At 62.7% G+C, this 25,362-nt stretch carries 25 protein-coding genes; 13 read left to right on the top strand and 12 right to left on the bottom strand.

Going from position 1 to position 25,362, the window contains the following annotated elements:
* Positions 1–35 precede the first annotated feature (35 nt).
* The 6 genes from ACFODV_RS03230 to ACFODV_RS03205 all read right to left on the bottom strand — a co-directional run bounded on the left by ACFODV_RS03230 (position 36) and on the right by ACFODV_RS03205 (position 5,721).
* Positions 36–1,730: a putative 2-aminoethylphosphonate ABC transporter permease subunit gene (locus ACFODV_RS03230; RefSeq protein WP_379754587.1), complete on the bottom strand. Its 1,695-nt coding sequence runs from the start codon at positions 1,728–1,730 to the stop codon at positions 36–38.
* Positions 1,727–2,848, bottom strand: coding sequence for a putative 2-aminoethylphosphonate ABC transporter ATP-binding protein (locus tag ACFODV_RS03225; RefSeq protein WP_379754584.1), 1,122 nt, complete (start codon positions 2,846–2,848; stop codon positions 1,727–1,729). The genes ACFODV_RS03230 and ACFODV_RS03225 overlap by 4 nt, the downstream gene beginning before the upstream one ends.
* Before the next feature lie 72 nt (positions 2,849–2,920).
* On the bottom strand, positions 2,921–3,955 hold the full coding sequence (locus ACFODV_RS03220; RefSeq protein ID WP_379754581.1) for a putative 2-aminoethylphosphonate ABC transporter substrate-binding protein: 1,035 nt from the start codon (positions 3,953–3,955) through the stop codon (positions 2,921–2,923).
* Between the two features lie 163 nt (positions 3,956–4,118).
* Positions 4,119–4,817, bottom strand: coding sequence for a UTRA domain-containing protein (locus ACFODV_RS03215; RefSeq protein WP_379754578.1), 699 nt, complete (start codon positions 4,815–4,817; stop codon positions 4,119–4,121).
* A complete protein-coding gene (locus tag ACFODV_RS03210; protein ID WP_379754574.1) occupies positions 4,814–5,515 on the bottom strand; it encodes an HAD family hydrolase in 702 nt (233 codons plus the stop codon). Before ACFODV_RS03210 ends, ACFODV_RS03215 begins: the two co-directional genes overlap by 4 nt.
* A gap of 74 nt (positions 5,516–5,589) precedes the next feature.
* Positions 5,590–5,721, bottom strand: a complete 132-nt coding sequence (locus tag ACFODV_RS03205; RefSeq protein ID WP_379754571.1) for a hypothetical protein — start codon at positions 5,719–5,721, stop codon at positions 5,590–5,592.
* 323 nt (positions 5,722–6,044) lie between these two features.
* On the opposite strand from ACFODV_RS03205, the gene ACFODV_RS03200 reads away from it, so the two are divergent.
* Positions 6,045–7,493: a DUF2867 domain-containing protein gene (locus ACFODV_RS03200; protein WP_379754568.1), complete on the top strand. Its 1,449-nt coding sequence runs from the start codon at positions 6,045–6,047 to the stop codon at positions 7,491–7,493.
* On the opposite strand, the gene ACFODV_RS03195 is transcribed toward ACFODV_RS03200, so the two are convergent.
* Positions 7,475–8,407, bottom strand: a complete 933-nt coding sequence (locus ACFODV_RS03195) for a TIGR01777 family oxidoreductase (RefSeq protein WP_379754565.1) — start codon at positions 8,405–8,407, stop codon at positions 7,475–7,477. The two genes, ACFODV_RS03200 and ACFODV_RS03195, sit on opposite strands and share 19 nt — an antisense overlap.
* Before the next feature lie 155 nt (positions 8,408–8,562).
* On the opposite strand from ACFODV_RS03195, the gene ACFODV_RS03190 reads away from it, so the two are divergent.
* A complete protein-coding gene (locus ACFODV_RS03190; protein WP_379754562.1) occupies positions 8,563–9,093 on the top strand; it encodes a DUF2867 domain-containing protein in 531 nt (176 codons plus the stop codon).
* Between the two features lie 103 nt (positions 9,094–9,196).
* On the opposite strand, the gene ACFODV_RS03185 is transcribed toward ACFODV_RS03190, so the two are convergent.
* Together ACFODV_RS03185 and ACFODV_RS03180 are read right to left on the bottom strand one after the other, a co-directional pair.
* Positions 9,197–9,736 carry a YqhA family protein gene (locus ACFODV_RS03185; protein WP_379754559.1) on the bottom strand — a complete coding sequence of 180 codons (540 nt, stop codon included), beginning with the start codon at positions 9,734–9,736 and terminating at the stop codon, positions 9,197–9,199.
* A 114-nt stretch (positions 9,737–9,850) separates the two neighbouring features.
* Positions 9,851–10,270, bottom strand: coding sequence for a SpoIIAA family protein (locus ACFODV_RS03180; protein ID WP_379754556.1), 420 nt, complete (start codon positions 10,268–10,270; stop codon positions 9,851–9,853).
* A 164-nt stretch (positions 10,271–10,434) separates the two neighbouring features.
* Here ACFODV_RS03180 and ACFODV_RS03175 point away from each other — a divergent pair, with 164 nt between their 5' ends.
* From ACFODV_RS03175 to ACFODV_RS03150, 6 genes are all read left to right on the top strand, one after another.
* Positions 10,435–11,775: a glycosyltransferase gene (locus ACFODV_RS03175; RefSeq protein ID WP_379754553.1), complete on the top strand. Its 1,341-nt coding sequence runs from the start codon at positions 10,435–10,437 to the stop codon at positions 11,773–11,775.
* Between the two features lie 167 nt (positions 11,776–11,942).
* Complete coding sequence (gene phnD / locus ACFODV_RS03170; protein WP_379754550.1) at positions 11,943–12,908, top strand: phosphate/phosphite/phosphonate ABC transporter substrate-binding protein; 966 nt, start codon at positions 11,943–11,945, stop codon at positions 12,906–12,908.
* Positions 12,909–13,012: 104 nt separating this feature from the next.
* The gene (phnC, locus tag ACFODV_RS03165; protein WP_379754547.1) at positions 13,013–13,843 is read left to right on the top strand and encodes a phosphonate ABC transporter ATP-binding protein; all 831 of its coding nucleotides are present in this window, start codon (positions 13,013–13,015) and stop codon (positions 13,841–13,843) included.
* Complete coding sequence (phnE, locus tag ACFODV_RS03160) at positions 13,840–14,649, top strand: phosphonate ABC transporter, permease protein PhnE (RefSeq protein ID WP_379754544.1); 810 nt, start codon at positions 13,840–13,842, stop codon at positions 14,647–14,649. Before phnC ends, phnE (ACFODV_RS03160) begins: the two co-directional genes overlap by 4 nt.
* Before the next feature lie 18 nt (positions 14,650–14,667).
* Positions 14,668–15,483, top strand: coding sequence for a phosphonate ABC transporter, permease protein PhnE (gene phnE, locus ACFODV_RS03155; RefSeq protein WP_379754541.1), 816 nt, complete (start codon positions 14,668–14,670; stop codon positions 15,481–15,483).
* 24 nt (positions 15,484–15,507) lie between these two features.
* The gene (locus tag ACFODV_RS03150; protein WP_379754538.1) at positions 15,508–16,143 is read left to right on the top strand and encodes a histidine phosphatase family protein; all 636 of its coding nucleotides are present in this window, start codon (positions 15,508–15,510) and stop codon (positions 16,141–16,143) included.
* A 171-nt stretch (positions 16,144–16,314) separates the two neighbouring features.
* Here ACFODV_RS03150 and ACFODV_RS03145 read toward each other — a convergent pair whose 3' ends face one another.
* Positions 16,315–17,307, bottom strand: a complete 993-nt coding sequence (locus tag ACFODV_RS03145; RefSeq protein ID WP_379754535.1) for a porin — start codon at positions 17,305–17,307, stop codon at positions 16,315–16,317.
* 368 nt (positions 17,308–17,675) lie between these two features.
* Between ACFODV_RS03145 and ACFODV_RS03140 the strand changes: the two genes are divergently transcribed.
* The 4 genes from ACFODV_RS03140 (at position 17,676) to ACFODV_RS03125 (ending at position 21,959) form a co-directional block, all read left to right on the top strand.
* Positions 17,676–18,845, top strand: a complete 1,170-nt coding sequence (locus ACFODV_RS03140; RefSeq protein WP_379754532.1) for an ABC transporter ATP-binding protein — start codon at positions 17,676–17,678, stop codon at positions 18,843–18,845.
* 16 nt (positions 18,846–18,861) lie between these two features.
* Complete coding sequence (locus tag ACFODV_RS03135) at positions 18,862–20,145, top strand: ABC transporter substrate-binding protein (protein WP_379754529.1); 1,284 nt, start codon at positions 18,862–18,864, stop codon at positions 20,143–20,145.
* A gap of 81 nt (positions 20,146–20,226) precedes the next feature.
* On the top strand, positions 20,227–21,114 hold the full coding sequence (locus tag ACFODV_RS03130) for a carbohydrate ABC transporter permease (RefSeq protein WP_379754526.1): 888 nt from the start codon (positions 20,227–20,229) through the stop codon (positions 21,112–21,114).
* Positions 21,111–21,959: a carbohydrate ABC transporter permease gene (locus ACFODV_RS03125; RefSeq protein ID WP_379754523.1), complete on the top strand. Its 849-nt coding sequence runs from the start codon at positions 21,111–21,113 to the stop codon at positions 21,957–21,959. Before ACFODV_RS03130 ends, ACFODV_RS03125 begins: the two co-directional genes overlap by 4 nt.
* Positions 21,960–21,991: 32 nt before the next feature.
* Here the strand turns inward: ACFODV_RS03125 and ACFODV_RS03120 are convergent, their stop codons facing one another.
* Together ACFODV_RS03120 and ACFODV_RS03115 are read right to left on the bottom strand one after the other, a co-directional pair.
* A complete protein-coding gene (locus ACFODV_RS03120; protein ID WP_379754520.1) occupies positions 21,992–23,215 on the bottom strand; it encodes an MFS transporter in 1,224 nt (407 codons plus the stop codon).
* 96 nt (positions 23,216–23,311) lie between these two features.
* Positions 23,312–23,986, bottom strand: a complete 675-nt coding sequence (locus ACFODV_RS03115; RefSeq protein ID WP_379754517.1) for an SDR family oxidoreductase — start codon at positions 23,984–23,986, stop codon at positions 23,312–23,314.
* A gap of 172 nt (positions 23,987–24,158) precedes the next feature.
* On the opposite strand from ACFODV_RS03115, the gene ACFODV_RS03110 reads away from it, so the two are divergent.
* A complete protein-coding gene (locus ACFODV_RS03110) occupies positions 24,159–25,340 on the top strand; it encodes a cation diffusion facilitator family transporter (RefSeq protein ID WP_379755570.1) in 1,182 nt (393 codons plus the stop codon).
* Positions 25,341–25,362: the final 22 nt, after the last annotated feature.

The raw sequence follows: 25,362 nt of genomic DNA, 5'->3' as shown, positions 1-25,362 counted from the left end.
CCTCCCTAACAACAGGCTGGATGCCTGGAGTCACACTACCCCACCTGACGCCAGCGCTGAGCGCGAGTCAGCAACAGATGGCTGATGGCCGCATGCAGCAGCTTGACCACGAGGGAAGTGAAGAAAATCAATACCGCCATCGCCGCAGCGCTAGCGAAGTAGCCGGCCTCATCCAGATGCAACACTGCCACCGAGGCCAGCCTCGTGTCGGATGTGTAGAGAAACACCACCGCCGACACCGTGGTCATCGCGTTGACGAACAGATACACCGAGATGTCGAGTATCGCCGGCAGCGACACCGGGAGAGTCACCCGGCGGAAGGTGGTCCAGAACGGTACCTTAAGCGAGGCGCCGACCGCCTCGAACTCTGGATCGAGCTGCTTGAGCGCGGTCACCGAGGTGAGATGGCAGACGGTGTAGAAATGCACCAGAGTATTGAGAACCAAGATTGCCAGGGTGCCGTAGAGCCAGTTCAGCGGATTACCGGCCTGATTGAAGAAGAAGATATAGGCAAGCCCCAGCACCATGCCCGGCACCGCCATGGGCAGCATGGCCATGAAGTGCAGTGCCTGACGCAAGGGAGCGTAACCATCGGTCTTTTCGATCAGCCAGGCATTGATGAACACCACTAGAGTGCCGATCACTGCCACCGACAAGGCCAGCTTCAGCGAGTTGAGCCACGCCGGCCAGCCGCCGCCGGCGAGACCGTCGAAGGCATAGTGTTTGAGGGTCAGCGAAAGGTTGTAGGGCCAGAACTGCACCAACGAGGCATAGATGGCGGTCCCGATGACCACGAGGATTATGGCCCCGACCAAATAACACAGAACCACGAAGGTCCAGTCGCGCAGCCGGTGCGGCGTGGGTCGCCAGGGCACCGCCCGAGCCGAGAGCTGTGCCACCTGGCGGCGATGGATGATCCGATCGACGCCAAAGGAGACCAGAGCAGGCAGTAGAAGAATCACGCTCACCACCGCTCCCATCTGGAAGTTCTGCTGGCCCACCACCTGGCGGTAGATGTCGGTGGCCAGAACGCTGAACTGACCGCCAATGATCTTGGGCACGCCGAAGTCGGTAATCGCCAGGGTAAAGACCACGAAGGAACAGGAGATCAGTCCATAACGCACCCCGGGAAGGGTGATGGTTAGAAAACTTCGCCAGGCTGGCGTGCCCAGTGCCTCGGCCGCCTCGTAGAGTCGGGCATCACTGTTGGAAAGCGCCGTGGTCAGGATCATAAGCGCATGGGGAAAGATCCAGAAGCACATGCCCATGATGATTCCGATCGGACCATAAATGCTCTGCCCCATCAGCGCGTCGCGAAACCAGCCTTGGTTGCCGAACAGATAGACAAGACTGATCGCCGGTAACAACGAGGGCGCCAGGATAGGCAGGATGGCCAGCATCCGGAACACTCGCTTACCGGGCATACAGGTACGGGTGATGCCGTAGGCACACACGAACGCCAGCCCGACCACGATGACAGTGCTCGAAAGCGCCACCGCCAGGGAGTTGACGATCGAGCCAGCCAGCGCAGGCGTCTGGAAGTAGCGGACGAAGTTGGCCAGCCCGATAAAGTCGCCGCTGCGATCCTGCAGGCTCTTGACCAGCATGGTCACCAGCGGGAACAGCAGACCGACCGTCAGGAAGGACAGCGCCAGCAGCAAGATCAGCAGGCGCAACGGCCTCTCCATGGAGCGGCCCCCCGTAAGGACGGCCACGACATTGGACGTCATCTACTGGCCTCCCGGCACGGATAGACCCGCAGGGCGTCACCGGGCAGATGCACGCCGACCCGCTGACCGGCCACCAGCGCCAGCGATTGGGCATCGCGCACCGGCACGTCCGCCATCAAGCCCTGACCGTCATCCTGGAGGGTCAGGCTGACTCGCAGGAAGGGTCCCAGGAACTCGACGTCCTCGACCCTTGCGCTCATTCCTGAGGTGTCGTGAGTAAGTTCGACCGACTCGGGGCGGATCGAGATCCTCGCCGACTCACCGGCCGCACAGGTATGGGGGATGTTCTCCAGGCGTCGGCGGCCTAGATGGACTGCCGCCTCGTCGTCGGCTTTGACATCGAGGAAATTCATTTGGCCGATGAACTCGGCCACAAAGGCACTGGCCGGATGATGATAGATCTCGGCCGGTGTACCCACCTGCTCGATGACTCCTTGATTCATCACCACGATGCGGTCGGCCATGGTCAACGCCTCTTCCTGGTCGTGGGTGACCATGATGGTGGTCACCCCGAGGCGATGCTGCAGCGCCTTGATCTGGCCACGCAGATGAACCCGGACCCGAGCATCCAGTGCCGACAGCGGCTCATCGAGCAGCAGCAAGGCGGGTTCGGTGGCCAGGGCGCGGGCCACGGCCACTCGCTGCTGCTGACCGCCGGATAGCGCCGCGGGGTACTTGCCTTCGCTGCCAGAAAGGTCGACCAGGGCGAGCAGTTCCTCGACGCGTTCACGAACCCTGTGACGGTCTTCTCGTCGGTTGCGCAGCCCGTAGGCGACGTTGTTGAATACCGTCAGATTGGGAAAGAGCGCATAGGATTGGAAGACGATACCGAAGTCCCGGTCCTGGGGCGGCAGCGCGGAGATATCCTGCCCGCGCTGCACGATGCGCCCCTCGCTCTGCAGGGCCAGGCCGGCAATCGCCCGCAGCAGGGTGGTCTTGCCGCAGCCGGAGGGGCCGAGAAAGCAGACAAACTCTCCCTCCTCAATGGACAGGTCAATTGACTGCAGGGCAGTAAAATTACCAAATCGCTTGGTCAATCCGGCGATCTCGAGGTGGGTTCGGGTATCGACCAGCGTTTCGAAAACGCCAGGCGACAGGGAAGTCGTAAAAGATTGCATGGTTCACTCCTCACCCCGGGGCCGCCATGGCCCCGGGATGTGCAACGGCGGGTCAGATGAGCCGACTAAGACTCAGCGGCTCTCGGACTTGCCGTCATAGCGGCGCTGCCACTCATCGAGAATTCGCTCCCGATTCACCGCCGCCCACTGGAAGTCAGCATCGATCATTCGCTCGACGATATCCTCGGGGTAGTTCTCGATCGGCTGTGCAACACCGGGATAGGCCACTACGGCATAGCCTTCGTTATAGAGCTCGTTGGCCTCCCTGGAGACGGCCCAGTCCAGCAGAGTCTCGGCGGCCTCTCGCTTGTCAGTGCCAGCGACGATGGCTGCGGCCTCCATATCCCAGCCCAACCCCTCATCAGGGAAGACCAGCTCAATGGGCGCCCCCTGAGACTTGAGTCGCGCGCCACGGAAAGCGAATGAGACGCCCACCACCGTTTCGCCCGTTGCCGCCAGGCTGCAGGGCGCCGAGCCGGAGTGGGTATAGCGGGAGATGTTGTCGTGCAGGCGGTCCATGTAATCCCAGCCTTGCTCTTCACCCCACAGCTGCATCCAGCTGGCCACATCCAGGTAGCCGGTCCCGGAGGAGTTGGGATTGGGCATAATCACATGTCCCTGGAATTCGGGCCGGGTGAGGTCTTCCCAAGAGGTCGGCTGGGGAACCCCCATGCGCTCGCCTTCGACGGTGTTGTAGCAGATGGCGGCGACCCAGGCGTCCATCCCAACCCAGGCTGGATCCTCGCCGTCTCTGGAGTAGGCGGCATCGACGAACTTGGGATCCAGGCGCTCGAGTCCAGCCGGAGCATAGGGCTCCAGCATTTCTTCGCCGTCGAGCAGCAGCAGGCTGGTAGCCGCCAGGCCCCAGATCACGTCAGCCTGAGGATTATCCTTCTCGGCCAGCAAGCGGGCGGTGATAACCCCCGTTGAGTCGCGCACCCAACGAATCTCGATGTCCGGATGCGCCTCATTGAAGCGCTCGGCGTACTTCTGAAGATCGTCGGACTCGACGGCGGTGTAGACGGTAAGCTGCGTGGCGGCAGTTGCGGTACCGGCAAGAGCCAGACCGATGGCAGTGGCCAGCAGTGAACGGATCGGGCGGGTCATGGAATGCTCCGGACGAGTGGCTGAGGGAACTTGGTAAACAGCTCAGTATTCGACTTACCGTCCTTGGTATAGACCAAAAGTCTCGCCCGCCCGAATGACAGCCAAGTGACGATTACTTGACGCCTTGTTGAAGAATGCAGAGAAAGAATGTCGTGCCGCAGAGTCAGATATCTACTGCGATGCAAAGCGCATCGTGGAGCCAGTGCTCTTCATCGAACTCAACGGGGCGGCGCTCGGCGTCAAAAATCGCGCGACGCACACCCAGCCCCGCAGTTCCAGGCATGACTCCCAGCTCACGGGCATCACAGGATCCCAGGGCCTCCGAGAACATACGAATTGACCGGTGCGCCAGATTGATATGCCAGCGGTCGCGCAACAGCCCCCACAACGAGTGATCGAAACGCTCCTGGAGCAGCCCAGGGACGCGATCTGACACCACCCACAGCGACTCGGCCAGCACGGCCCGATCATCCACGTAACGACGGCGACGGATATGGTAGAAAAGCGTAGGTGCCGGAAGCTCCAGGGCCTCGGCAGCCGGCAGGTGAGGGCGTGTTTCCACCTTGAGCACCTCGGTGCGTGGCCGACGCCCTTGGGCACGAACATAGTCATTGAAGCCGGCATCCCGAGTGGGGTCATAGACAAGCCGAGGCGGAGAGACAAACCACCCCCGCCGATTACTGCGATGAATGATCCCTTCCGCCTCTAGTTGCGCCAACGCCTGACGAAGCGTGCCGCGAGTCGTCTGGAAGCGTTCTGCCAGGACGCGTTCCGCAGGCAGGCGTCCCTCTTCGCTAGCCTCAGGCTCACGGAGCAGTTCACGCAGGCGATCGGTCAGACGCAGATAGTAGGCTTCGTTCATTCACTGGCCACCGGGCTGGGCATCTCAGGGTGCCTTGCCGGGCTCCGCCAGTCGAGACGCTCCCATCCCTCATACCTGGCCACCTCGGCCAGCACCGGATCGGGGTTTACCGCCACGGGACGATCGGCACGGTTGAGCAGCGGCAGATCGTTCTGGGAATCGGAATAGAAACTCAGGTGGGTGGCTGCAACACCCTGCTCCGACAGCCAGGCGTCGATGCGAGCGACCTTGCCGCTGCGGTAGGAGAGCACGCCGGTGGTGTGGCCGGTAAAATACTGACCGTCGAAGGCCGGCTCCACGGCGATCACCTCCTGGATGCCCAGCGAAGCCGCCACCGGCGCCACCAGGTGCCGCGAGGAAGCGGAGATCAACAATGGAAGATCGCCCTGCTGACGGTGCTGGGCAATCAACTCGTGCCCCTGAGCAAATAGCCGAGGAACGACACGGGCTGCCACGAAGGCCTCCACCTCTTTAGCCACCTCGTCCCTATGGCGCCCCGCCAAGGGGGACAGCGTCAGGGCCAGGTACTCTTCCAGCCTCAGCCGACCGGCATGATAGGCGGCATTCATCTTCTGAGCGCTGTCCAGAAAGTGACCCGGCGCGACGATCCAGTCCCGCTCCACCATCCAGTCATTCCACAGCGCGCTGCAGTCGCCATCCAGCAGGGTATCGTCAAGGTCGAATAGGGCTAGGCGCACGACAGTCTCCAGAGATCAGGGCACGAGGCGGAATACACTCTGCCTCACGACCATGAAACCGGGATGACACTCTCCTAGGCCAGGGCAAAGCGCGTCCGAAAAGCCTCCACCACCTGGCGCAGATCCTGAGGAAGTCGAGCGAGGGTCTCACGCCGCAGCGCCTCCGGCAGACCACCGTGGTAGGCCTCGGCCATGGCACCGGCCATGCAGGCCTGGGTATCGGCATCTCCTCCCGTATCGAGTGCTGGTGGGTACTCCCTTCAACCTAGCTGAATGTCGACCCAGCGGCCCGGCAACAGGGTAGCGGGACAACGTCGACGGCAAGGCCTGGTGTCTAAATGGAATTGAATAGCCACCATCATTGGCCAACAGCTTCAGCGTCATGGTATGCAGGAACTCCTGCCCATGGGTAACGCCTCGAGATGACGCGTGCCACGTCCCATGCACACTGATAGAACGGCAAAGAAGGAGCTCGCAGAATGACCGATCATTTTCCTAACGGCCTGGCAAACAGCTCTGACAACCTCACATGAGGGCCGCTGAACCCCTCTGGCTTGTGTTTGGGGCAAGCGGCTATGTCGGACGCAATGTCGTGCCGCATCTCGTGGCACAGGGGCGGCGAGTGCGCGCCGCCGCGCGGCGGCTCTCGACGTTGGAAGCCGAAGGCTGGCAGGGAGTCGATCAGGTGTGCGCGGATGCGCTTGACCCGGCCACGCTGGCCCCGGCGCTTGCAGGGGTCGAGGTCGCCTTCTATCTGGTGCACTCCATGGGTGGAGGGCGCGGCTTTCCCGCGCGCGACCGAGAGGCGGCTCGCAATTTCGCCCGGGCCGCCGAGGAGGCCGGAGTCCATCGCATCGTCTATCTGGGCGGGCTCGCGCCGGACCGGGCTGATACCGAACATCTGGCCTCTCGGGTCGAAACCGGCACAATGCTTCGAGCAGGTTCGGTGCCGGTGGTCGAACTTCGTGCGGGCATCATCATCGGGCCGGGATCGGCCGCCTTCGAGGTGATGCGTGATCTGGTGGGGCATCTGCCAGTGATGGTGACGCCACGCTGGGTGCGCGTGTCATCTCCGCCGATCGCACTGGCCGACCTGCTGGCCGACCTGGTAGCGCTGGCGACGCGGCCCGAGGCCGCAGGCCGCGTGTTCGAGACCGGCGGTCCCGAGCGGCTGACCTATGAAGCGATGATGCGCGGGGTGGCGCTCGCTCTGGGGCGGCGCGCGCCGGTGATCGTACCCGTGCCGTTGCTGACCCCGAAACTGTCAAGCTACTGGATGGATCTCGTGACTGGCGTGCCCGCCCCGTTAGCGCGAGCCCTGATCGGCGGGCTGCGCCATGACCTGAGTGCCGATGACAACGCCCTGCGGGCGTTGGTGCCGCGCGACTGTCTGGGTTTCGACGCTGCCGTGGAGAAAGCGCTCGCAGCCGAGCGCAACATGCTGTCCGGCGACCGCTGGCGCGAGGGGGCCTTCGACCTGCGCGGGTATCGCCATGACATCAGCTTCTACGGCAAACGCATGACACTGGAGCGGGACTGCGCGGCACCGTCGGCGGCGCTGTGGCGGACACTTGAGGGGCTCGCCACACGGGCGGCAGGCTATTTCGCCCTCAACCCGGTCTGGCGTCTGCGGGCGGCAGTAGACCGTTGGATGGGCGGAGCGAACGCTGGACCGCGCCAGCACGCCGGCCCCTTCGCCGAAGGCGAGACCTTCGATTTCTGGCGCGTGCACCGAGTGCGGCCCGGCGCGGGGCTGATACTGCTTTCGGGCCTGCGCGCGCCAGGCGAGGGCGGAATGGAGATCACGGTCGAGCCCAGCGCGACAGGCGGATCACGAATCGCACTGGTGTTGCATTGGCATCCGGCCGGAGTGTGGGGGCTGCTCTACTGGTTTATGCTCTGGCCGGCACATGCGGTAGTGCTGCGCGCCTCCCTGCGCGGACTGGCGCGGGCTGCGGCTCAGGAGAGGATGTCGTAGACCGCCGTTTCGATCTGCGGGAAGCGAAAGCGGAATCCGTCGGCCAGCAACCGGTCGGGATGCACGCGTTGGCCATCAAGCACCACGGTGGCACCATCGCCCAGCAGCTGACGAATCACCATCGCGGGCACCGGCACGCGCAAGAAGCTGCGTGACACACGGCCAAAGGCGTCGGTTACCTGGCGCATCCGCACGGGATGAGGAGATGTCGCGTTGAAGGCCCCGCGCATTCCGGGAGTGTCCAGCACACGCAGAAGGATATCGATCGCATCCTCACGATGGATCCAGCTGACCCATTGCCGCCCCGACCCGACGCGACCACCCAGAAACGGGCGCAGCCGCTTGAGCGTTTCGCGTCCGGTTTCGGTCACCGCAAGCGCAATACCAAAGCGCAGAATTACCACCCGCAGATCGTGGTCGGCGGCGCGCTGGGCCTCGGCCTCCCACAGGTGCGTGGTGTCGGTCAGGAAATCGCCGGACGGACCTGGGGGGCTGTCCTCGGCAAAGCGCTTGCTCTCGCTGATTCCGTAATAGCGGCAGGCCGAGGCCGAGATCAGCGTGGCCGGTCGGCTGGGCATTCCGGCGATGGCGGTGACAAGTGCGCGAGTGCCCGTCTCGCGGCTATTGCGGATGGCGGCGCGCACCCCGGGTGTCCAGCGAGTCGAAATGGGCTCGCCCGCCAGATGCACCACCGCCGTGGCGTCGATCAGCCCCGGGGCGATGGTCGCGGGATCAAAGGGATCGTAGCCCGCCACAGTGACCAGCGGAAACTGGTCCCTGGGGAACCGGGCGGCAGCTTTAGAAGGAGATCGGCTCAACACCGTGACGGGGATGCCACGAATCGCCAGCTTTTCCACCAGACGTCTGCCGAGAAATCCCGTCGCACCGGTGATCGCCACTTTGGCTTGGGTCATGTGTTCATCACCTTGTGCCTTTGCGCTGCGTCAAACTCGAACGTATAGCGTATTCTGATCCGGATCAATGCACATCAGCCTTGCGCAGGGCCAGATGCCCGGCCTTGGCGCTGATGTCTCGGATCGGCGCCCATCCCAATCGGCAGGAGCCTCCTATGCCCGTGGAAACGCCACGTCAGGACTATCGACACTATCCTCTTCACGCCGGTAGCACGGCCCACACCCGCGCTCCGGCAGAAGCGGTATGGCAGGTTGTCTCGGCGATCGGCGGCAACAATCGCTACTACACCCTCAACGGCCTCTGGGCCATGCGCGAATGGCTGGACGCGGTGGTTGGCGGGCCTGGCAGGCGCCGCGGGCGACCCGAAGGACGCCCGATCAGGGCCGGAGACCAGATCGACAGCTGGCGGGTGAGTATCGCCGCGGCGCCCGAACTTCTGGCGCTGGAGTTCGGGATGAAGGCGCCGGGGCACGGCGTGCTGGAATTCCGTGTCGCGCCAATAGGAGACTGCGCTCGGGTGACGGCCACCGCATTCTGGAACCCGGAAGGGATCGCGGGCCAACTCTACTGGGCGGCGATGAAGCCCGCGCATCTGGTTCTGTTCAAGCGTCTGACCGCCGAGATCTGCCGCCGGGCCGAGCAAGCCTCACATGATGGTAAGCGGTCCACCAACCCTATCTTTTGAGCTGATCGGCGTCGGTCAGGCCGGTGGCGATCCACGATCTCTCGTGGGTCGTGATGGGTCATTTTGCTCAGTGCAAGAAACAGGCGAGATCTCGACTTCGGGCTCACGGGTTCAGGTTTTTCTTCCCCGGAGCCTTATCATGGCTCATGTTCATGAGGTAGACAGAGGCTGCCAACGCTAAAACCGATAAAGCCAAGTAGATTGCATCCAAGGGGGTTGAAAACTGAATGTCTACGACTGCTCTGAAAAATTCAATTATCACCGCAAGAACGACAACCCGAACAATTTTATCCTTCAACTCATCAAATGTTTGAATATTGAATGGATGTGCAGCTCCACTTTCTTCCGATTTATCAATTGGAGATATGAACAACCTGTACACCCCCGCGCCAAAAATAAGCAAAACCACTGCCACCAAGTAGATATCGATGGCAACAATAATGTCGGTAACGATAAATTCGTGAATATCCTGACTGCCGCGCCCCAAATAATAATAAAACACTTTCAAAGCAACCTTGAAAATATCTAGAGTACCAACCAAAAACAACACAAGAGAACCGATCAAACTGGCAATAACAGCAATCAGAACCAAAAATCGAGACTTCCACAATAACTGTTCAAAAAAAAGTTCTACCTTTTTCATAACATACAGGCTCTTTATTGTTCGGAGTGGATATCGCTGGTAGAAAACGCGCATCACCTTCTCGGCAAGACGCCAGCCGCTGCTGGCGTCTTGTAGCGAAATGATGTGGCACGGTCAGGCACCGTGATAGCCATCCTCCTCGGGATCCTCGTGGCTTCCCTCGGGTAATTCAGCCGCCCAGGCCATGGCATCAGCGTGTTCATCGCTTCGAAAGGTACGGATCTCCACGGCCTTGAACAGTCGCTCTTCCAGATGAACGATATGCTCGATCCACGCCTGGTCGGTGACCACGGCAGCGCGATGGTAGCGCTCGAGATCGCCTAACTGGGTCAGGCCATAGCCGATGTCCTTGAGCAGCGCAGTCAGGGTCATCAAGCGCAGGTTATCGATCTCGACCACCAGGCTGATCACCGGATGATCGCGCTTGGCGGCCTCGATGGCATCGATGGCGCACTGGAGATCACTACCATTCACGATACCCCCCGCCTTCATCGCCACCACATGGGCCACCGGATGAGAGATCAGGTCCAACATGGGCGTTCTCCTTGGGTCTAGAGAAATGTGAAATGCCTTGGCTGCTTTCAGCATCGCGCGTCGTGAGAGTCATACCATTTCGCACGGGGTTGCGAAGAGAGGTCATGAAGACGTCACAGTCACGCGCAAGCATGGGTCCCATCATCATAACAGAGTCTTATCGTATGCCTCGACGCGCACACCCAGCGCTCAGCGAAGCAGAGGTGGAGTCCCTGATCCGGCTGGCCAGGGGCAATGCGCTGGCCCAGCAGATTCTGGCTGAGCACAAGGCGCGACTGGCGCCGGCAACGGCAGCGCTGCAAACAGCGAGGTCTTCTCCCGACCGCCTACCGGGAAGCATGACGATTCTGATGCTCTCGGACGTATATTTCCCGCGCATCAACGGGGTCTCTACTTCCATCGCCAGCTTCCGAGCTGCCCTCGAGCGCCTGGGGCACACGGTCATCCTGGCCTGCCCGGACTACCCGGTGGGCCAGATGGATGAGCCGGGCGTGCTGCGCATCCCCTCACGCGGGGTACCAAGCGACCCGGAGGATCGCATGATGCGCTACCGGGGCCTGCTTGCCCTCACCCCTGAGTTCGCCGAGCAGCCCTTCGACCTGATCCATGTGCACACGCCCTTCGTGGCCCACTATGCCGGCATTGCCTTGGGCAGGCGGCTGGAAGTGCCGGTAGTGGCCACCTACCACACTCTGTTCGAAGAATACCTGCACCACTATGTGCGCTGGCTACCGCGCCGCTGGCTGCGCCTTGCCGCGCGTCGTTTTTCGGTGCACCAGTGTCACCAGCTCAGCGTGTTGATCGCTCCCTCTCAGGCGATGCAGACGGCGCTGACAGGCTACGGCGTGACCACCCCCATGGCGGTGATACCCACCGGACTGGCGCTGGAAACTTTCACTCATCCTCAAGAGGCGGAGGACTTTCGACACCGCCATGGCCTCCCCTCGGAGGCACGGCTACTGCTCTTTGTGGGCCGGGCCGCTCATGAGAAGAACATCGGTTTCCTGATCGAGATGTTGCCTCTGGTGCTGGCCGAGCACCCTACCACGCGGCTGATCATCACCGGCGAGGGACCGGCCCAGGCAGAGCTGGCCGACCAGGCTCAGCAGTCCGGTGTGGGCGGAGCCGTGATATTTCTTGGTTATCTCGACCGCGATGGCCCCCTGCAGGCTGCTTACCGAGCCGCCGATGTGTTCGTCTTCGCTTCGCGCACCGAGACCCAGGGGCTGGTGCTGCTGGAGGCAATGGCGCTGGGCACACCCGTTGTGTCCACGGCGGTGATGGGTACCCGCAATGTGCTGGAGGAAGGAGAGGGCTGCCTGATTGCCGAGGAGGATCTCAACGACTTCGCCGCCAGGGTCAACCGACTGCTGAACGACGACGGTCTGCGCCAGACGCTCTCCGCAAGCGGCAAGGCCTACGCCGCTGGCTGGCATGAAGATGCCAAGGCCGCGGAGCTCGCCGAGCTCTATCGCTGCCTCATGGCGGGAGGCAACGCCAGCTAATGCGTTTCATCGCAACCGCTGCCGACCCAAGGGCGCGGCGTTATCCCGTGACACCGATCGGTCATCGCCTGTTCATCGCATCGTCACCCCTTCGACTCGTCACTGTCATGAGCAACCGTCAATGTATTTACGATCCAAGTTTTTCGTCATCACGCCACGGAGCCATCATGACTGCCAAGACTTTCCATCGCACCCTGCTGGTCGGCGCAATTGCCGGCCTTTTCGCCGCTGCCAGCCTGACGGCCAGCGCCAATCTGTCGTCGCGCTTCACCGATGCCGATGGCGACTTGGTGGCCGACGCACCGACCGACGAATCCCAATGGGCCGACCCCAGCACCCTGGTATTCGCCTACACCCCGGTAGAAGACCCGGCCGTCTATGCCGAGGTCTGGGCCGACTTTCTCGCACACATGGAAGAAGTCACCGGCAAGAACGTTCAGTTCTTCCCGGTGCAGTCCAACGCCGCCCAGTTGGAAGCCATGCGCGCCGGCCGCCTGCACGTGGCCGGTTTCAATACCGGCTCCAATCCCATCGCGGTGAACTGCGCCGGCTTCGTTCCCTTCACCATGATGGCCAGCGAAGACGGTAGCTTTGGCTATGAGATGGAGATCATCACCTATCCGGGCAGCGGCATCGAGTCCGTTTCCGACCTGGCCGGCCGCAGCATGGCCTTCACCTCTCCCACTTCAAACTCTGGCTTCAAGGCGCCTTCCGCCCTGCTGGGCAGCGAGTTCGGCCTGGTGCCGGATGAAGACTTCGATACTGCCTTTTCCGGCTCGCATGACAACTCCATCCTGGGCGTGATCAACAAGGATTATGAATCAGCTGCCATCGCCAACTCGGTCTCCAGCCGCATGCTGGCTCGCGGTGTCATCAATGAAGGCGACTTTGACGTCATCTACACCTCTCAGACCTTCCCCACTACCAGTTACGGGCACGTCTACAATCTGCATCCCGAGCTCGTCGAAAAGGTTCAGGACGCCTTCTTCAGCTACGACTGGGAAGATAGCGCTCTGCAGGCCGAATTCGCCAACTCCGGCGAATCCCAGTTCATCCCCATCACCTTCAATGAGCACTGGGCGGTAATCCGCACCATCGATGAGGCGAACGGCGTGACCTACGACTGTAACTGAGTGCCGTAAACACGGGTTCTGTTTCATCATCGAAACCGACTCATGGGAATGATCGGCCAGGAGGGCAACACTCTCCTGGCCGTATGCGTGAAGGAAGACACACCATGCTGACGCTATCCAAGGTCAACAAGCGCTACCCCACCGGGGACCGCGCTCTGACCGACATCGAGCTGACCCTGCCGCGGGGCCAGGTGATGGCGCTGATCGGCCCCTCGGGGGCCGGCAAGAGCACCCTGATTCGCTGCGTGAACCGCCTGGTAGAGCCCACGTCGGGCAGCATCCGCCTGGGCGACACCGAGCTGACTCGGCTTTCCGGCCGCGAGCTGCGCCGAGCGCGCCGCGCCATGGGCATGATCTTCCAGGAGTTCGCCCTGGTGGATCGCCTGACGGTGATGGAGAACGTGCTCTCAGGCCGGTTGGGCCAGGTAGGCTTCTGGCGCAGCTTTCTTCGCCGCTATCCTGCCGATGCCGTGATCGAGGCCTTTCGCCTGTTGGAACGGGTCGGCCTGCCCCATGCCATCGACAAGCGCGCCGACGCTCTCTCCGGCGGTCAGCGCCAGCGGGTTGGCATCGCCAGGGCGCTGCTGCAGGACCCACAGCTGCTCTTGGTCGACGAGCCCACAGCCAGTCTGGACCCCAAGACCTCGCGGCAAATCATGCGGCTGATCCGCGAGCTGTGTGCCGAGCGCGATCTTGGCGCCATCATCAACATCCATGACGTGGCCCTGGCCCGACAGTTCGCCGACCGCATCGTCGGCCTGCGCGCCGGCGAGATCGTCTTCGACGGGCGGCCCGAAGCACTGGATGCCGAGACTCTTACCACCATTTATGGCGAAGAAGAATGGGGTGCCCAAGAGCAGGCCGATGATGAAGAGACCGCACATGGCCACGGGCCGGCCGCACGTCTGACGTTGGCCAGCGGAGGGGCATCATGAGCCAACAGACGCTGGCCCGGCGCGGAGAGTGGCGACGGCAGCCGATGATCCGGGACCCGAGGCTACGCTGGGGACTGGCACTCGGCGCTCTTGTCTATCTGCTGCTGGCGCTCTCCACCATTGACGTCAACTGGGCACGGGTGGCAGAGGGTGCCAGCCGTGGCCTCAACTTCCTGGCTGCCTTCACTCAGCCGGACTTCGTCAGCCGCCACGACGACATCATCGACGGCATCCTGGAGAGTCTGACCATGACGCTCACCTCAACGGTGATTGGCGTGGCCCTGGCGATTCCGGTGGGACTCGGGGCGGCGCGCAACATTTCCCCCTGGCCCATCTACTATTTATGCCGAGGCATCATTACCGTATCGCGCACCTTCCAGGAGATCATTATCGCCATCCTGTTCGTGGTGATGTTCGGCTTCGGCCCCCTTGCCGGCATGGTCACCCTGGCCTTCGCCACCATCGGCTTCATGGCCAAGCTGCTGGCCGAGGACATCGAGGACCTGGACTGGCGCCAGGTGGAAGCCGTTCGCGCCACCGGAGCGAGCTGGTGGCAGACCATGAACCACGCCGTTCAGCCCCAGGTAATGCCGCGGCTGATCGGGCTCTCGATGTACCGCCTGGACATCAACTTCCGCGAATCCGCAGTGATCGGCATCGTGGGGGCCGGCGGCATCGGTGCCACCCTCAACACCTCCATCAGCCGTTACGAGTACGACACCTCGGCGGCGATCCTGCTGATCATCATCGCCATCGTGCTGCTCTGCGAATACAGCTCGAGCCACGTCCGCCGCTGGACCCAGTAAGCCTCGGAGAGCCTCATCATGCCCGTTTCAATGACGACGCAGGGCACGCCGATCTGGCGCCTGCGCACGCCCCGCGCCCAATGGCTGAGCTATCTGGCCTGGCTGGCCGGTATATGCCTGTTCCTGCTGTGCTGGAAGCTGATCTCCGACAACACCATGTGGGTCTTCGTCGAGGACGCCGGTCGCCAGGGCGGCGACCTGATCAGCCGCATGTTGCCCCCGGAGTGGACCTACGCCCACCGCCTGTGGAAACCGATGTGGGACACCATGAACATCGCCACCCTGGGTACCCTGCTGGGCATCGTCATGGCGTTTCCGGTGGCCTTCCTCGCGGCACGCAACACCTCACCACATCCGCTGTTGCGCAGTGCCGCGCTGCTGATCATCGTCTCTTCGCGTTCCATCAATTCTCTGATCTGGGCGATGCTGCTGGTGACCATCCTTGGGCCCGGCGTGCTGGCCGGCATCATCGCCATCGCCCTTCGCTCCATCGGCTTCGTCGGCAAGCTACTGTATGAAGCCATCGAGGAGATCCATCCAACCCCGGTGGAAGCGATCAGCGCGACCGGCGCCAGTCGCATGCAGGTAATGAGCTACGGGGTACTGCCCCAGGTGCTGCCTGCCTTCGCCGGCATCAGCGTCTACCGCTGGGACATCAATATCCGCGAATCCACCGTGCTGGGGCTAGTGGGGGCCGGCGGCATCGGCCTGCAGCTCAACGCCGCCATCAACAGCCTGGCCTGGAACCAGGTCAGCGTGATCTTCTTGATGATCTTCGTTACCGTGCTGGCGTCAGAGTGGATTTCGGCACGGGTACGGCATGCCGTCATCTGAGCCCCTTCCAGCAGGAGCCTGTTCATGCGTTTCCCCGATGCCAAGGTAACCACCCTGGACCTGATGCGCCACGGCGAGCCGGTGGGCGGCCGGATGCTGCGTGGCACTATCAACCACCCGCTGAGCGAGCGAGGCTGGCAACAAATGCTGAACGCCGTCAGCCAGATGATGGCGGACGGTGAGCCGCCCTGGGACGCCATCGTTACCTCGCCGCTCGCCCGCTGCCAGGAGTTCGCCCTATGGCTGGGGGAATATCACGATCTGCCGGTGACCATCGAGCCCGGGCTGGCAGAGATGAGCCTGGGCGACTGGGAAGGCAAGACCCATGCCGAGGTGCGCGAAGCGGAAGGCGATGAGCTGGACCGTCAGGCGGCACTCTGGAGCGACCCCAGCCGAACCTCACCGCCCGGGGGCGAAGACATGGAGGCCTTCGACGCCCGGGTCGGCGATGCCTGGCAGGGGCTTTTGGCGGAACCGCCCGGACACCACCTGCTGGTGGTCTGTCACTTGTTCGTCACCAACGCCGTGCTGCACCAGGTCCTCGAGCAGCCGCTCTCGCGCCTGCTGACCTTCGACTTGCCCTACGCCGCCACCTGCCGCATCCGCCATGAGTGCCATGCCCTGGGAGAGACCAGTTTAGTGGAGTGGATCGGCCGCTGAGCCAAAAGGGTGGCTTAGTACCGGTCAGCAAACGGTAGGACATCGCCACATCGCCGCATGATGAAATAAATAGCTGCCTACAGACATCAAAAAGCCGACAACCTGTGAGGTTGTCGGCACAATGATCGATTCAGTAAAGCCGAACAAATGGAACTATGCTGCCATCATTGATCAGAAATGATAGCGGGCACCGACGATATAGTAGAGGTCATCATTGATACCGCTATCGACGGGAGCATCGTAGTCACTGTCGGCATCGTTCAGCTCAAGGAACATATCGAAGCTTTTCGAAAGCTTGTAATGAGCCGCTGCCGCCCAGGCATTACGATCGCCGGCATTTTCGATATCGATGTTGTAATAATCGGCATGAAACTTCCAGGAATCTATAGCATAAGTCATGCCAAGGCCCACAGTATCGTAGTTGTCATCCTGGGTCTCGTAGGCGAGGCGAGCCGAGAACGCATCATTGATGTCGTAAGCCACCGTGGCACCATAGATGTTCTCGCCCTGCCCGCCTGCCCGGCCATCCTCGTCATCCACATAGCCTAGCGCCAAACGCAGGCCATCGACTTCGTAGCTGATGCCACCCTGGGTGACAACTTCCGAGGAGGGGGCATCGGGAGCTTCACCGCGCTTGCTGTAGTGCTTGGCGGAGATGAAGGCCTGGAACCCCTCCAGGTTGGGAGAGATATAGCCCAGGGAGTCGCCGCGCGCCTGGAGCCCACCGCCGCCGATCTCGAAGCCTTCGTTGATGTAGACGTCGAACGGACCGGCAACATAGTCGCTGTAGAAGCTGTCGTAGTTGCCGGCCATGAAGGTACCGAACTGCTCGCTCTTCAGGCCCAGGTAGCTGTTGCGAACCTCGCTGAATCCGGAGTCGGTATCGCGCTCGTCACCGTTGAAGCGCCACTGCACGCGAGCGAAGGCACTCAGGTCCGAGGTAATCTGGTGGCTGCCGGTAATCTGAAAGCGAGAGCCCACATTGACGAACTCTTCCCCATTGTCAGAAGTCGGCGTTTCCAGACCACCGCCCTCGATACCCATGGCGATACGGGCATAGAGGTCCAGCTTGGTGCCATCCTGGTCATAAACCACGGCGGCGTTACCGGCGGCACTTGCGGCCATAGCGGCTGCCACGGCGGCAGTCATCAGTGTCTTTTTCATGTTTTCCCCTTGAATAATCCTTGGAATTTAGAAGCTTCTATACGTACATTTCATTCTTATTTCGAAAAGAGCGTAACAGGATAATATTTCATACTGCTGACAGATTTTTGAACCTAATGAAATTATCAAAAACCGTATTTCGCAAACATAAAATCTATGCCTACCACCATGGCAAAGCCGAGCAAATAACTTATGTAGCCTAGATGACATAACAATGACATCAGCAAAAAATAGCTGCAATAAAATTGACACAATATCGTCAACGAGCATTAACCTGACCGAGAGAGCATATATCAATCGATTGATTGCCAGCGATTGTGCCGGTGCAACCACTTATTTTAAAACTTGTACCCGTCTCGGGATTTTCCATGAGCCACGACAGTGAAAAGGGCATTCGCCTTGAAGGGGTTGCCAAGCATTGGGGTAATAGCCGCGCCGTCGATGGCATCTCGTTCGATGTCCACCCCGGTCAGTTCGTGATCCTGCTCGGCCCCTCGGGGTGCGGTAAGTCAACGACGCTGCGCATGATCGCGGGCCTCGAACAGGCCACGAAGGGGTGCATCCACATCGGCGAGCGCGATGTGACCCGGCTTCCGCCGGGGGATCGCGGCCTCAGCATGGTATTCCAGTCCTATGCGCTCTTCCCCCACCTCAATGTCGCCGACAATATCGTCTTCGGCCTGCGCAGTCGCAAGGTGCCCAGGGCAGAGCGACGAGAACGCCTGCAGCGAGTGGCCGAACTGGTCGATCTCGGCGCCTACCTGGATCGCAAGCCGGCACAGCTCTCCGGCGGCCAGCGCCAGCGGGTGGCACTGGCCAGGGCGATCATCTCCGAGCACCCCATCTGTCTGATGGACGAACCGCTTTCCAATCTCGATGCCCGCCTGCGTGGGGAGATGCGGCGCGAGATCAAGGCGCTGCAATCCAGGCTGGGCATGACCGTGGTCTATGTCACCCATGATCAGGTCGAGGCGATGAGCATGGGTGATCGGGTGATCCTCATGCAAGACGGCGTCATCATCCAGGACGACAGCCCGGATGACCTCTACAACCGCCCCGCCACCGCCTTTGCCGCGAGCTTTATCGGCAGCCCGGCGATGAATCTGGTGAGTCTGGAAGCGGCGAGGGGCGCAGCCGTGATCGACGGCGAACCGAGCGTTGCCGTCGCGCCCGCCGAGGCGAGCCACGGTCAACTGGGCTTGCGACCCGAGGATATCTTAGTGCTGGGCCCCCACGAACCCGGACTACCTGCCAGGGTGATCGACGGCGAGTATCTCGGCGCCGATACCATTCTGCGCCTGGCCGTTGGCAACCAGGTACTGCGCGCTCGTCTTCCCGGCAAGCAGACGCTGGCCGATGGCCAGCGCTGTCGTCTCGGCTGGGCCCCGTCAGCGGCCCACCTGTTCGGTGACGACGGCGTGCGCCGGGATGATCTCACTCCCCTGACAGTTTCCGCGGCCTTAGGCCGCACTTCGGGCGAAGGCGAGCAAGGCGCGTCGCCTACGCACTCCGGCATTATCCCGGGCATTCACTCGTGAAAACAGGAGTCATCCCATGCGTGCGAGTCTCTCCTTCCCCCTGACGGCCATGGCCGCGGGCCTGCTTGCTGCCGGCCCCACCCTCGCCGACAACCCGGTCGAGCTGACCATGTACTACCCCATTGCCGTGGGGGGAGCCCTCACCGACGTCATCGACGGTCTGGTCGACCAGTTCGAGGCCGAGCACTCCGAGATCGTCGTGGATGCCATCTACGCCGGCAATTACGATGACACCCGGGTGCGCGCCATGTCGGCCATCGAGGCCGGTGACGCACCGCAGCTCTCGGTGCTCTTCTCCATCGACCTTTACGAGCTGCTGGAGCAGGACGCCATCATCGCCTTCGATGAGGTCATCGAGACCAACGAGGAACGCGAGTGGCTCGAGGGCTTCTATCCCGGTCTGATGGAAAATGGCCAGTTGGACGGCATGACGTACGGCATTCCCTTCCAGCGGTCGACCATCGTGCTCTACTGGAACAAAGACGCCTTCGAGGAAGCTGGCCTCGACCCGGAGACGCCACCGGAGACCTGGGACGACATGGCGCGAATGGCGGCCGCAGTGCGCGAGGCATCGAATGGCGAGCAGTGGGGCGTGATGGTTCCCTCCACCGGCTACCCCTACTGGATGTTCCAGGCTTTCGCTTTCCAGAACGGCCACCGGCTGATGAACGAGAATGGTACCGAGGTCTATTTCGACGATCCGGCCGCCATCGAGGCGCTGGAATACTGGGTCTCGCTGGCCACCGAGCACAACGCCATGCCCGACGGCACCATCGAATGGGGCACCCTACGCCAGAACTTCATCGAGCAGTCCACGGCGATGATCTGGCACACCACCGGCAACCTCACCGCGGTGCGTAACGAGGCCGACTTCGATTTCGGGGTCGCCATGCTGCCGATGAAGACCCAGCGGGGCAGCCCCACCGGGGGCGGCAACTTCTACCTCTTCAAGGATGCCAGCGAGGAAGAACAGCGTGCCGCCATGACCTTCATCCGCTGGATGACCGACCCGGAACGAGCCGCCGCCTGGTCTATCGAGACCGGCTACATGGGCGTTAGCCCGGCCTCCTATGAGACCGAGGCGCTGCGCGATTACATCGAGCAGTTCCCGCCGGCTGCAGTGGCCCGGGACCAGCTGGAGCACGGTACCGCCGAGCTCTCCACCTATCAGGGTGGCCGGATACGTCGGGCGCTGGACAACGCCGTCCAGGCGGCCCTGACCGGGCAGATGACGCCCGCCGAGGCACTGGCACAGGCCCAGAGAGAAGCCGAAGCGGCTCTGCGGCGCTATTCCCGCTGACGCGATGAGACCAGAAAAATGACCAAACCCTCGGGGCGGCGGCTGCCGCCTCGGGGCGCCCAATGACAACGGATGGCCGACATGGTCGAAATGACTGCCCATCGCCGCATGCAGCTCTATGGCGCCCTTCTGCTGCTACCGGCCGCCGTGCTGCTCTCCACCTTTGCCTACCTGCCGACCATCGCGACCCTGATCAACAGCCTGTTCCTGCCCGGCTTTCGCGGCGCGCCGACGGAATTCGTCGGGCTCGACAACTATCGGCTGCTGATCGAGGACAGTACCTTCTGGCGGGTGGCACGCAACAACCTGATCTATGCGCTGGGGACGATTCCCACCTCCATTGCCCTGGCGCTGGCCATGGCGCTGTTCGTCAACGCCCGCCTGCCGGGACGCGGCGTCGTGCGCATGGCCTATTTCACACCGACCATCTTGCCGATGATCGCCGCGGCGAACATCTGGATGTTCTTCTACGCCCCGCAGATCGGGCTGTTCAACAAGCTGCTCGGTGCCCTGGGCCTTTCAGGCGTCAACTGGCTGGGCGACCCCGGCGTCGCGCTCACCTCGGTGATCGTGATGACGGTGTGGAAAGAAGCTGGTTTCTTCATGATCTTCTATCTCGCCGCGCTGCAGGGCATGGCGCCCGAGCTCAAGGAAGCCGCCGACCTGGAAGGCACCAGCCGCTGGAGCTTCTTCTGGCGGGTCACCTTTCCTCTGCTGATGCCGACCACGCTGTTCGTGCTGATCAACGCGTTGATCAACGCGGTGCGAGTGGTAGACCACCTCTTTATCCTCACCAAGGGCGGGCCCAACAACGCCACCAACCTGCTGCTCTACTACGTCTACGAGAACGCCTTCTCGTTCTTCGACCGCACCTATGCCGCCACCATCACCGTGGTGATCCTTCTGGTACTGGCGATCGTGGCTACGGTGAAGTTCGCCATCCTCGACCGCAGGACACACTACCAATGAGTCAGCTCAGCACCGCCAAGACCGCCGTCAGGCCGATGCCCCTGCGCCTTCCCGGCCTGGAGACCATCGCCGCCTGGCTGCTGGCGTTGATCTGGATCTTCCCGCTGCTCTACGCCGTCTGGGCGGCCTTCCATCCACCGGCCTTCATGGTGAGATTCGATCTGCTCGCCCCGCTGACCCTGGACAATTTCGCCAACGCCTGGGCACAGGCTCCCTTTGCCCGCTACTACCTCAATACCTTCCTGCTGGTCACCGGGGTCGTGTTCGCCCAGTTCGTGGTCTGCACCCTGGCCGGCTTCGCCTTTGCGCGCTTCCCGATTCCCGGCAAGGACTTCCTGTTCATGCTGGTGCTGATTCAGCTGTTCGTCTTCCCCGAGGTACTGATCGTCGAGAACTATCGCATCGCCAGCTCTCTCGGGCTGGTCGACACCATCACCGGCATCGGGCTGCCCTATGTGGCCAGCGCCTTCGGCATCTTCCTGCTGCGCCAGACCTTCAAGACCATCCCCCGCGAGCTGGAGGATGCCGCGCGAATCGAGGGCTGCGGCTGGATGGCGATCCTGCTCAAGGTCTATGTGCCCCTGGCCAAGCCCACCTACCTGGCCTACGGGCTGGTGTCGATCAGCCACCACTGGAACAACTTCCTGTGGCCCCTGGTCGTCACCAACTCGGTGGAGAGCCGCCCGCTCACCGTCGGGCTGGGGGTCTTTTCGGCGCCGGAAACCGGCGTCAACTGGGCTACGGTCAGCGCTGCGACGCTGCTCAGCATCGCCCCGCTGCTGATCGCCTTCCTCCTCTTCCAGCGCCAGTTCGTGCAGTCCTTCCTGCGCTCCGGCATTCGCTAGGCACCAAGGATTCGATCGTCCCATAAGGCCACTCAGACGGGCTGGGAAGCCTTATCGGCGCGCACGCAGTTCAGCAGACAGAAGACGGCCAAGGCGCCTGTCATTGTCGGCAGCAGGAAGCCCACCGCATAGCTGCCGGTCAGCCAGACGATCAGGCTGAACAGCGCCGGCCCCACCAGCACTCCCATGTAGGTGAGCACCAGCACGGCGGCGGTAGCCTCGCCCACCTCTCCGGGCCGGCAGCGCCGGGCCACCTCGGCCAGGTAGACCCCGTTCCAGCCCACCGCCGTTGCGCCGGCGACCACCATCAGTGTGATCGTCAGCCAGGTGGGCACCCGGGTACCAAGGAGGGCGAGCAGCAGGAATACCGTGGCGATCATACCGGCCAACCCGAACAACACCTGCAGGCTGCCTCCCAGGCGATCGGCCAACGCGCCCCAGGCCAAGCGGCCGGACACTCCGGCCACATGCACCAGCGAAACGATCGCCCCAGCCATCACCAGAGTCAGCAGCAGCTCCTCGACCATAAAGGCCACCGCGAAGCTCAATAGCGAGAGCTGCGCCGCCGAAAGGCAAAAGCCGGTGGCGCCCAGCCAGCGCATGGCTCGGTCGCGCCGCAGCACGTCCAGGCTGCCGGCGCGCTGCATGCGAACCTCGGCATCGCGGGTGGCGTCCCAACGGGCGCGCCGCGGCTGAAGCAGCAGCAGCGTGGCCAGGCTGGCACCGCCCACCGCCAGGAAGGCCGCCTGCCAGTTCCAGTAGGCGGCCAGCGGCGGCGCCAGGAGCCCAGCCAGCACGCCGCCCAGGGGGACGCCGGTCTGCTTGATGGAGAATACGAGATTGCGGCGTTCAGGGGGCGTGAAGCGAGTGAGCAGCTCCGCGGCCGCGGGACTGGTGATCCCGTAGGCGAGACCCAGCATGAGGGTGGTGGCCAGCAGCGCCAGCGGCGAACCGATCAGGGCCAGCGCACAGCCGACCATGACCAGCGCTATGGCCAACTGGCTGGCTCGACAGCCGCCCAGGCGCCGAGCCAGCACGGCCGACTGCAGCGAGGTGAGCATCGCCACCCCGTAGAGCAGGCTGACCTGCAGCCCCACCCAGCCGGTCGGCACGCCGAAAGCCGCCGCCACCTGGGGCGCCAAGGTCGGCACCAGCAGCATGCCGCCGCTGCACAGCACCTGCACCCAGGTGGTGGCCGCCAGCACGCGCCAGCCTTCATGTCGAGCCGACGAGAAGGCAGAGGAAGGCTCAGACATGATGGCTCCGATCCAGGGAAAGACCGTTAGCCTACACACAATTTTTCACCCACCGCCAACGCTATTAGCGAAGGCAGCGTTCGTCGCTAGTTCAGGCTACCAGGGCAGCGGCTCGCCGTTGCTGTGCCAGAAGCTGCCGGTCGTTGCCAGGCTGAGCGCCTCGATGCGCTCGGCGATACCGGCAGCGGCTTCTTCCGGTGTGATCATGCCACCGAAGTCGACCATGCGGGTCTGCACATAGCCGGGATGAAGCTGAACCACCGCGATGCCGCGGGGCTTGAGGTCCATGGCCAGCGATTTGCCGAAGGCGTTGAGCGCCGCCTTGGAGGCGCGATAGCCGTAGCGCCCGCCGGAGTCGTTGTCGGCGATGGAGCCCATGCGGCTGGTGATGTTGGCCACCTTGCTGCCTTCTCCCAGGCAGCCGAGCAGCGCCTCGGTCACTCGCAGCGGCGCGTAAGCATTGACCTCCATTTGCTCGCGAATGGAATCGAAGTCGAGCTCGCCCAGGCGCTCGTCCTTGAGCAGGCCAGCGTTGTTGATCAGCAGGTCGAGCCGCTGGCCCTCCAGCTCAACGGCCAGGCGGGCGACGTCTTCGTCAAGGGTCACATCGACGCCCTCGATAACCCTGCCGGCCACCTGCCGAAGCTCGGCGGTATCGTCACCGCTGCTGCGGCAGACGCCGATCACCTCCCAGCCGGCATCGCGGTAGCGGCTCGCCAGGGCGAGACCGACGCCGCGATTGGCGCCGGTGATCAGTACGGTAGACGGCATAACAACTCCTCGTTAATAGGTGAACAACACGACAGTGGCGCAGCAAGGCGCCGACATCAAGTCGGCCCATTGCACGAAAGAGGACCTTTTCGGTACTATTTAATCGTTCAAAACATCCATGACCGGAGTGCGTCAAGTGCGCACCAACCGCGTCGCCCAAGGCCTGGCTACCATGCAGAACACCGACCCAGAGATCAGCCACCAGCAGAGGACCCGCGACACCCGACGCGTTACTGTGCTTGCCATCTGGGTCGACGGCATCGTCGGCCTGGTCAAGGTGATCACCGGTGCCCTGGTAGGCTCGGCGGCGCTGATCGCCGACGGCATTCACTCCTTTTCGGACCTGATCACCGATGGCTTCGTACTGGCCGCCACCCACTATGGCAGCCAGGGGCCGGATCATGATCATCCCTATGGACATGGTCGCATCGAGACCTTGGCCACGCTATTCCTGGGCAGCGTACTGATCTTCGTGGCAGGCGCCATCGCCTGGTCGAGCATGGAACGGCTATTCTCCGGCGCCCAGATACCGCCGCCAGGCATCTGGGCCATGCTGATTGCCTTGGCCGCCCTGCTTGCCAAGGAGGCCTTGTTCCAGATCACCATGCGCGTGGCACGCCGCCTGGACTCCAAGCTGCTGGCGGCCAACGCCTGGCACTCCCGCTCGGACGTGCTCTCCACCGGGGTGGTGCTGGTGGGCCTGGTGGGCACCCAGTTCGGCCACGGCTGGCTGGATACGCTAGCCGCAGTGGTCGTGGGACTGCTGGTCGGCAAGGTAGGTTGGGACCTGCTGTGGGAGGCGGGCCGGGAGCTGGTGGATACCGCCCTGCCGGTGTCACAGCAGGAGGCGATGCGCGACGTGGCACTAAACGTGCCGGGAGTGGAGGGCATCCACGATCTGCGCACTCGCCAGTCGGCAGGACGCACCATGCTGGATCTTCACGTGGTGGTATCGCCGCGCATCAGCGTTTCCGAGGGCCACGAGATCGGCAACGAGGTGAGCCGCCGAATGCGTCATGCCTTTCCTGCGCTGACCGACCTGACCTTCCACATCGACCCAGAGGATGACGCCGGCGCGGGAGACCCGAGCCGACTGCCCGGCCTGCCGTTGCGTCACGAGGTGGAGGCGGCGCTGGAGCAGCGCTGGTCCACCCTCCCCGACTGGCCTGAGCTGCGCGACCTGGAGCTGCACTACCTGGAGGGTCGTGTCACGGTGGTGGCCTGCCTCGACGAGCACTCACCGCTGGAGAGCCAGCAGACAGCTCGCCGGCTTAAGGCCGCTGCCGCAGACCTCGACTGGTTCTCCCACGTGGAGATTCGCCGCCTGGCGCCGCTGCCCTCTGCCGCCGGCTGACGGCTGACGGCCAGGGTCACGT

Origin of the sequence: Halomonas tibetensis, assembly GCF_042643535.1 — a bacterium.
Lineage (GTDB): Bacteria > Pseudomonadota > Gammaproteobacteria > Pseudomonadales > Halomonadaceae > Halomonas > Halomonas tibetensis.
This window is presented reverse-complemented; position numbering and strand designations above follow the sequence as displayed.

Excerpts from the sequence above, each read along its gene's own strand:
- ACFODV_RS03175 (WP_379754553.1), top strand. The coding sequence starts at position 10,435 with ATGCCTCGACGCGCACACCCAGCGCTCAGCGAAGCAGAGGTGGAGTCC.
- ACFODV_RS03220 (WP_379754581.1), bottom strand. The coding sequence starts at position 3,955 with ATGACCCGCCCGATCCGTTCACTGCTGGCCACTGCCATCGGTCTGGCT.
- ACFODV_RS03125 (WP_379754523.1), top strand. The coding sequence starts at position 21,111 with ATGAGTCAGCTCAGCACCGCCAAGACCGCCGTCAGGCCGATGCCCCTG.
- ACFODV_RS03150 (WP_379754538.1), top strand. The coding sequence starts at position 15,508 with ATGCGTTTCCCCGATGCCAAGGTAACCACCCTGGACCTGATGCGCCAC.
- phnD (WP_379754550.1), top strand. The coding sequence starts at position 11,943 with ATGACTGCCAAGACTTTCCATCGCACCCTGCTGGTCGGCGCAATTGCC.
- ACFODV_RS03230 (WP_379754587.1), bottom strand. The coding sequence starts at position 1,730 with ATGACGTCCAATGTCGTGGCCGTCCTTACGGGGGGCCGCTCCATGGAG.
- ACFODV_RS03190 (WP_379754562.1), top strand. The coding sequence starts at position 8,563 with ATGCCCGTGGAAACGCCACGTCAGGACTATCGACACTATCCTCTTCAC.
- ACFODV_RS03110 (WP_379755570.1), top strand. The coding sequence starts at position 24,159 with ATGCAGAACACCGACCCAGAGATCAGCCACCAGCAGAGGACCCGCGAC.
- ACFODV_RS03140 (WP_379754532.1), top strand. The coding sequence starts at position 17,676 with ATGAGCCACGACAGTGAAAAGGGCATTCGCCTTGAAGGGGTTGCCAAG.
- ACFODV_RS03225 (WP_379754584.1), bottom strand. The coding sequence starts at position 2,848 with ATGCAATCTTTTACGACTTCCCTGTCGCCTGGCGTTTTCGAAACGCTG.
- ACFODV_RS03180 (WP_379754556.1), bottom strand. The coding sequence starts at position 10,270 with ATGTTGGACCTGATCTCTCATCCGGTGGCCCATGTGGTGGCGATGAAG.
- ACFODV_RS03115 (WP_379754517.1), bottom strand. The coding sequence starts at position 23,986 with ATGCCGTCTACCGTACTGATCACCGGCGCCAATCGCGGCGTCGGTCTC.
- ACFODV_RS03120 (WP_379754520.1), bottom strand. The coding sequence starts at position 23,215 with ATGTCTGAGCCTTCCTCTGCCTTCTCGTCGGCTCGACATGAAGGCTGG.
- ACFODV_RS03215 (WP_379754578.1), bottom strand. The coding sequence starts at position 4,817 with ATGAACGAAGCCTACTATCTGCGTCTGACCGATCGCCTGCGTGAACTG.
- ACFODV_RS03185 (WP_379754559.1), bottom strand. The coding sequence starts at position 9,736 with ATGAAAAAGGTAGAACTTTTTTTTGAACAGTTATTGTGGAAGTCTCGA.
- ACFODV_RS03135 (WP_379754529.1), top strand. The coding sequence starts at position 18,862 with ATGCGTGCGAGTCTCTCCTTCCCCCTGACGGCCATGGCCGCGGGCCTG.
- phnC (WP_379754547.1), top strand. The coding sequence starts at position 13,013 with ATGCTGACGCTATCCAAGGTCAACAAGCGCTACCCCACCGGGGACCGC.
- phnE (WP_379754544.1), top strand. The coding sequence starts at position 13,840 with ATGAGCCAACAGACGCTGGCCCGGCGCGGAGAGTGGCGACGGCAGCCG.
- ACFODV_RS03195 (WP_379754565.1), bottom strand. The coding sequence starts at position 8,407 with ATGACCCAAGCCAAAGTGGCGATCACCGGTGCGACGGGATTTCTCGGC.
- ACFODV_RS03145 (WP_379754535.1), bottom strand. The coding sequence starts at position 17,307 with ATGAAAAAGACACTGATGACTGCCGCCGTGGCAGCCGCTATGGCCGCA.
- ACFODV_RS03205 (WP_379754571.1), bottom strand. The coding sequence starts at position 5,721 with ATGGCCGGTGCCATGGCCGAGGCCTACCACGGTGGTCTGCCGGAGGCG.
- phnE (WP_379754541.1), top strand. The coding sequence starts at position 14,668 with ATGCCCGTTTCAATGACGACGCAGGGCACGCCGATCTGGCGCCTGCGC.
- ACFODV_RS03130 (WP_379754526.1), top strand. The coding sequence starts at position 20,227 with ATGGTCGAAATGACTGCCCATCGCCGCATGCAGCTCTATGGCGCCCTT.
- ACFODV_RS03200 (WP_379754568.1), top strand. The coding sequence starts at position 6,045 with ATGAGGGCCGCTGAACCCCTCTGGCTTGTGTTTGGGGCAAGCGGCTAT.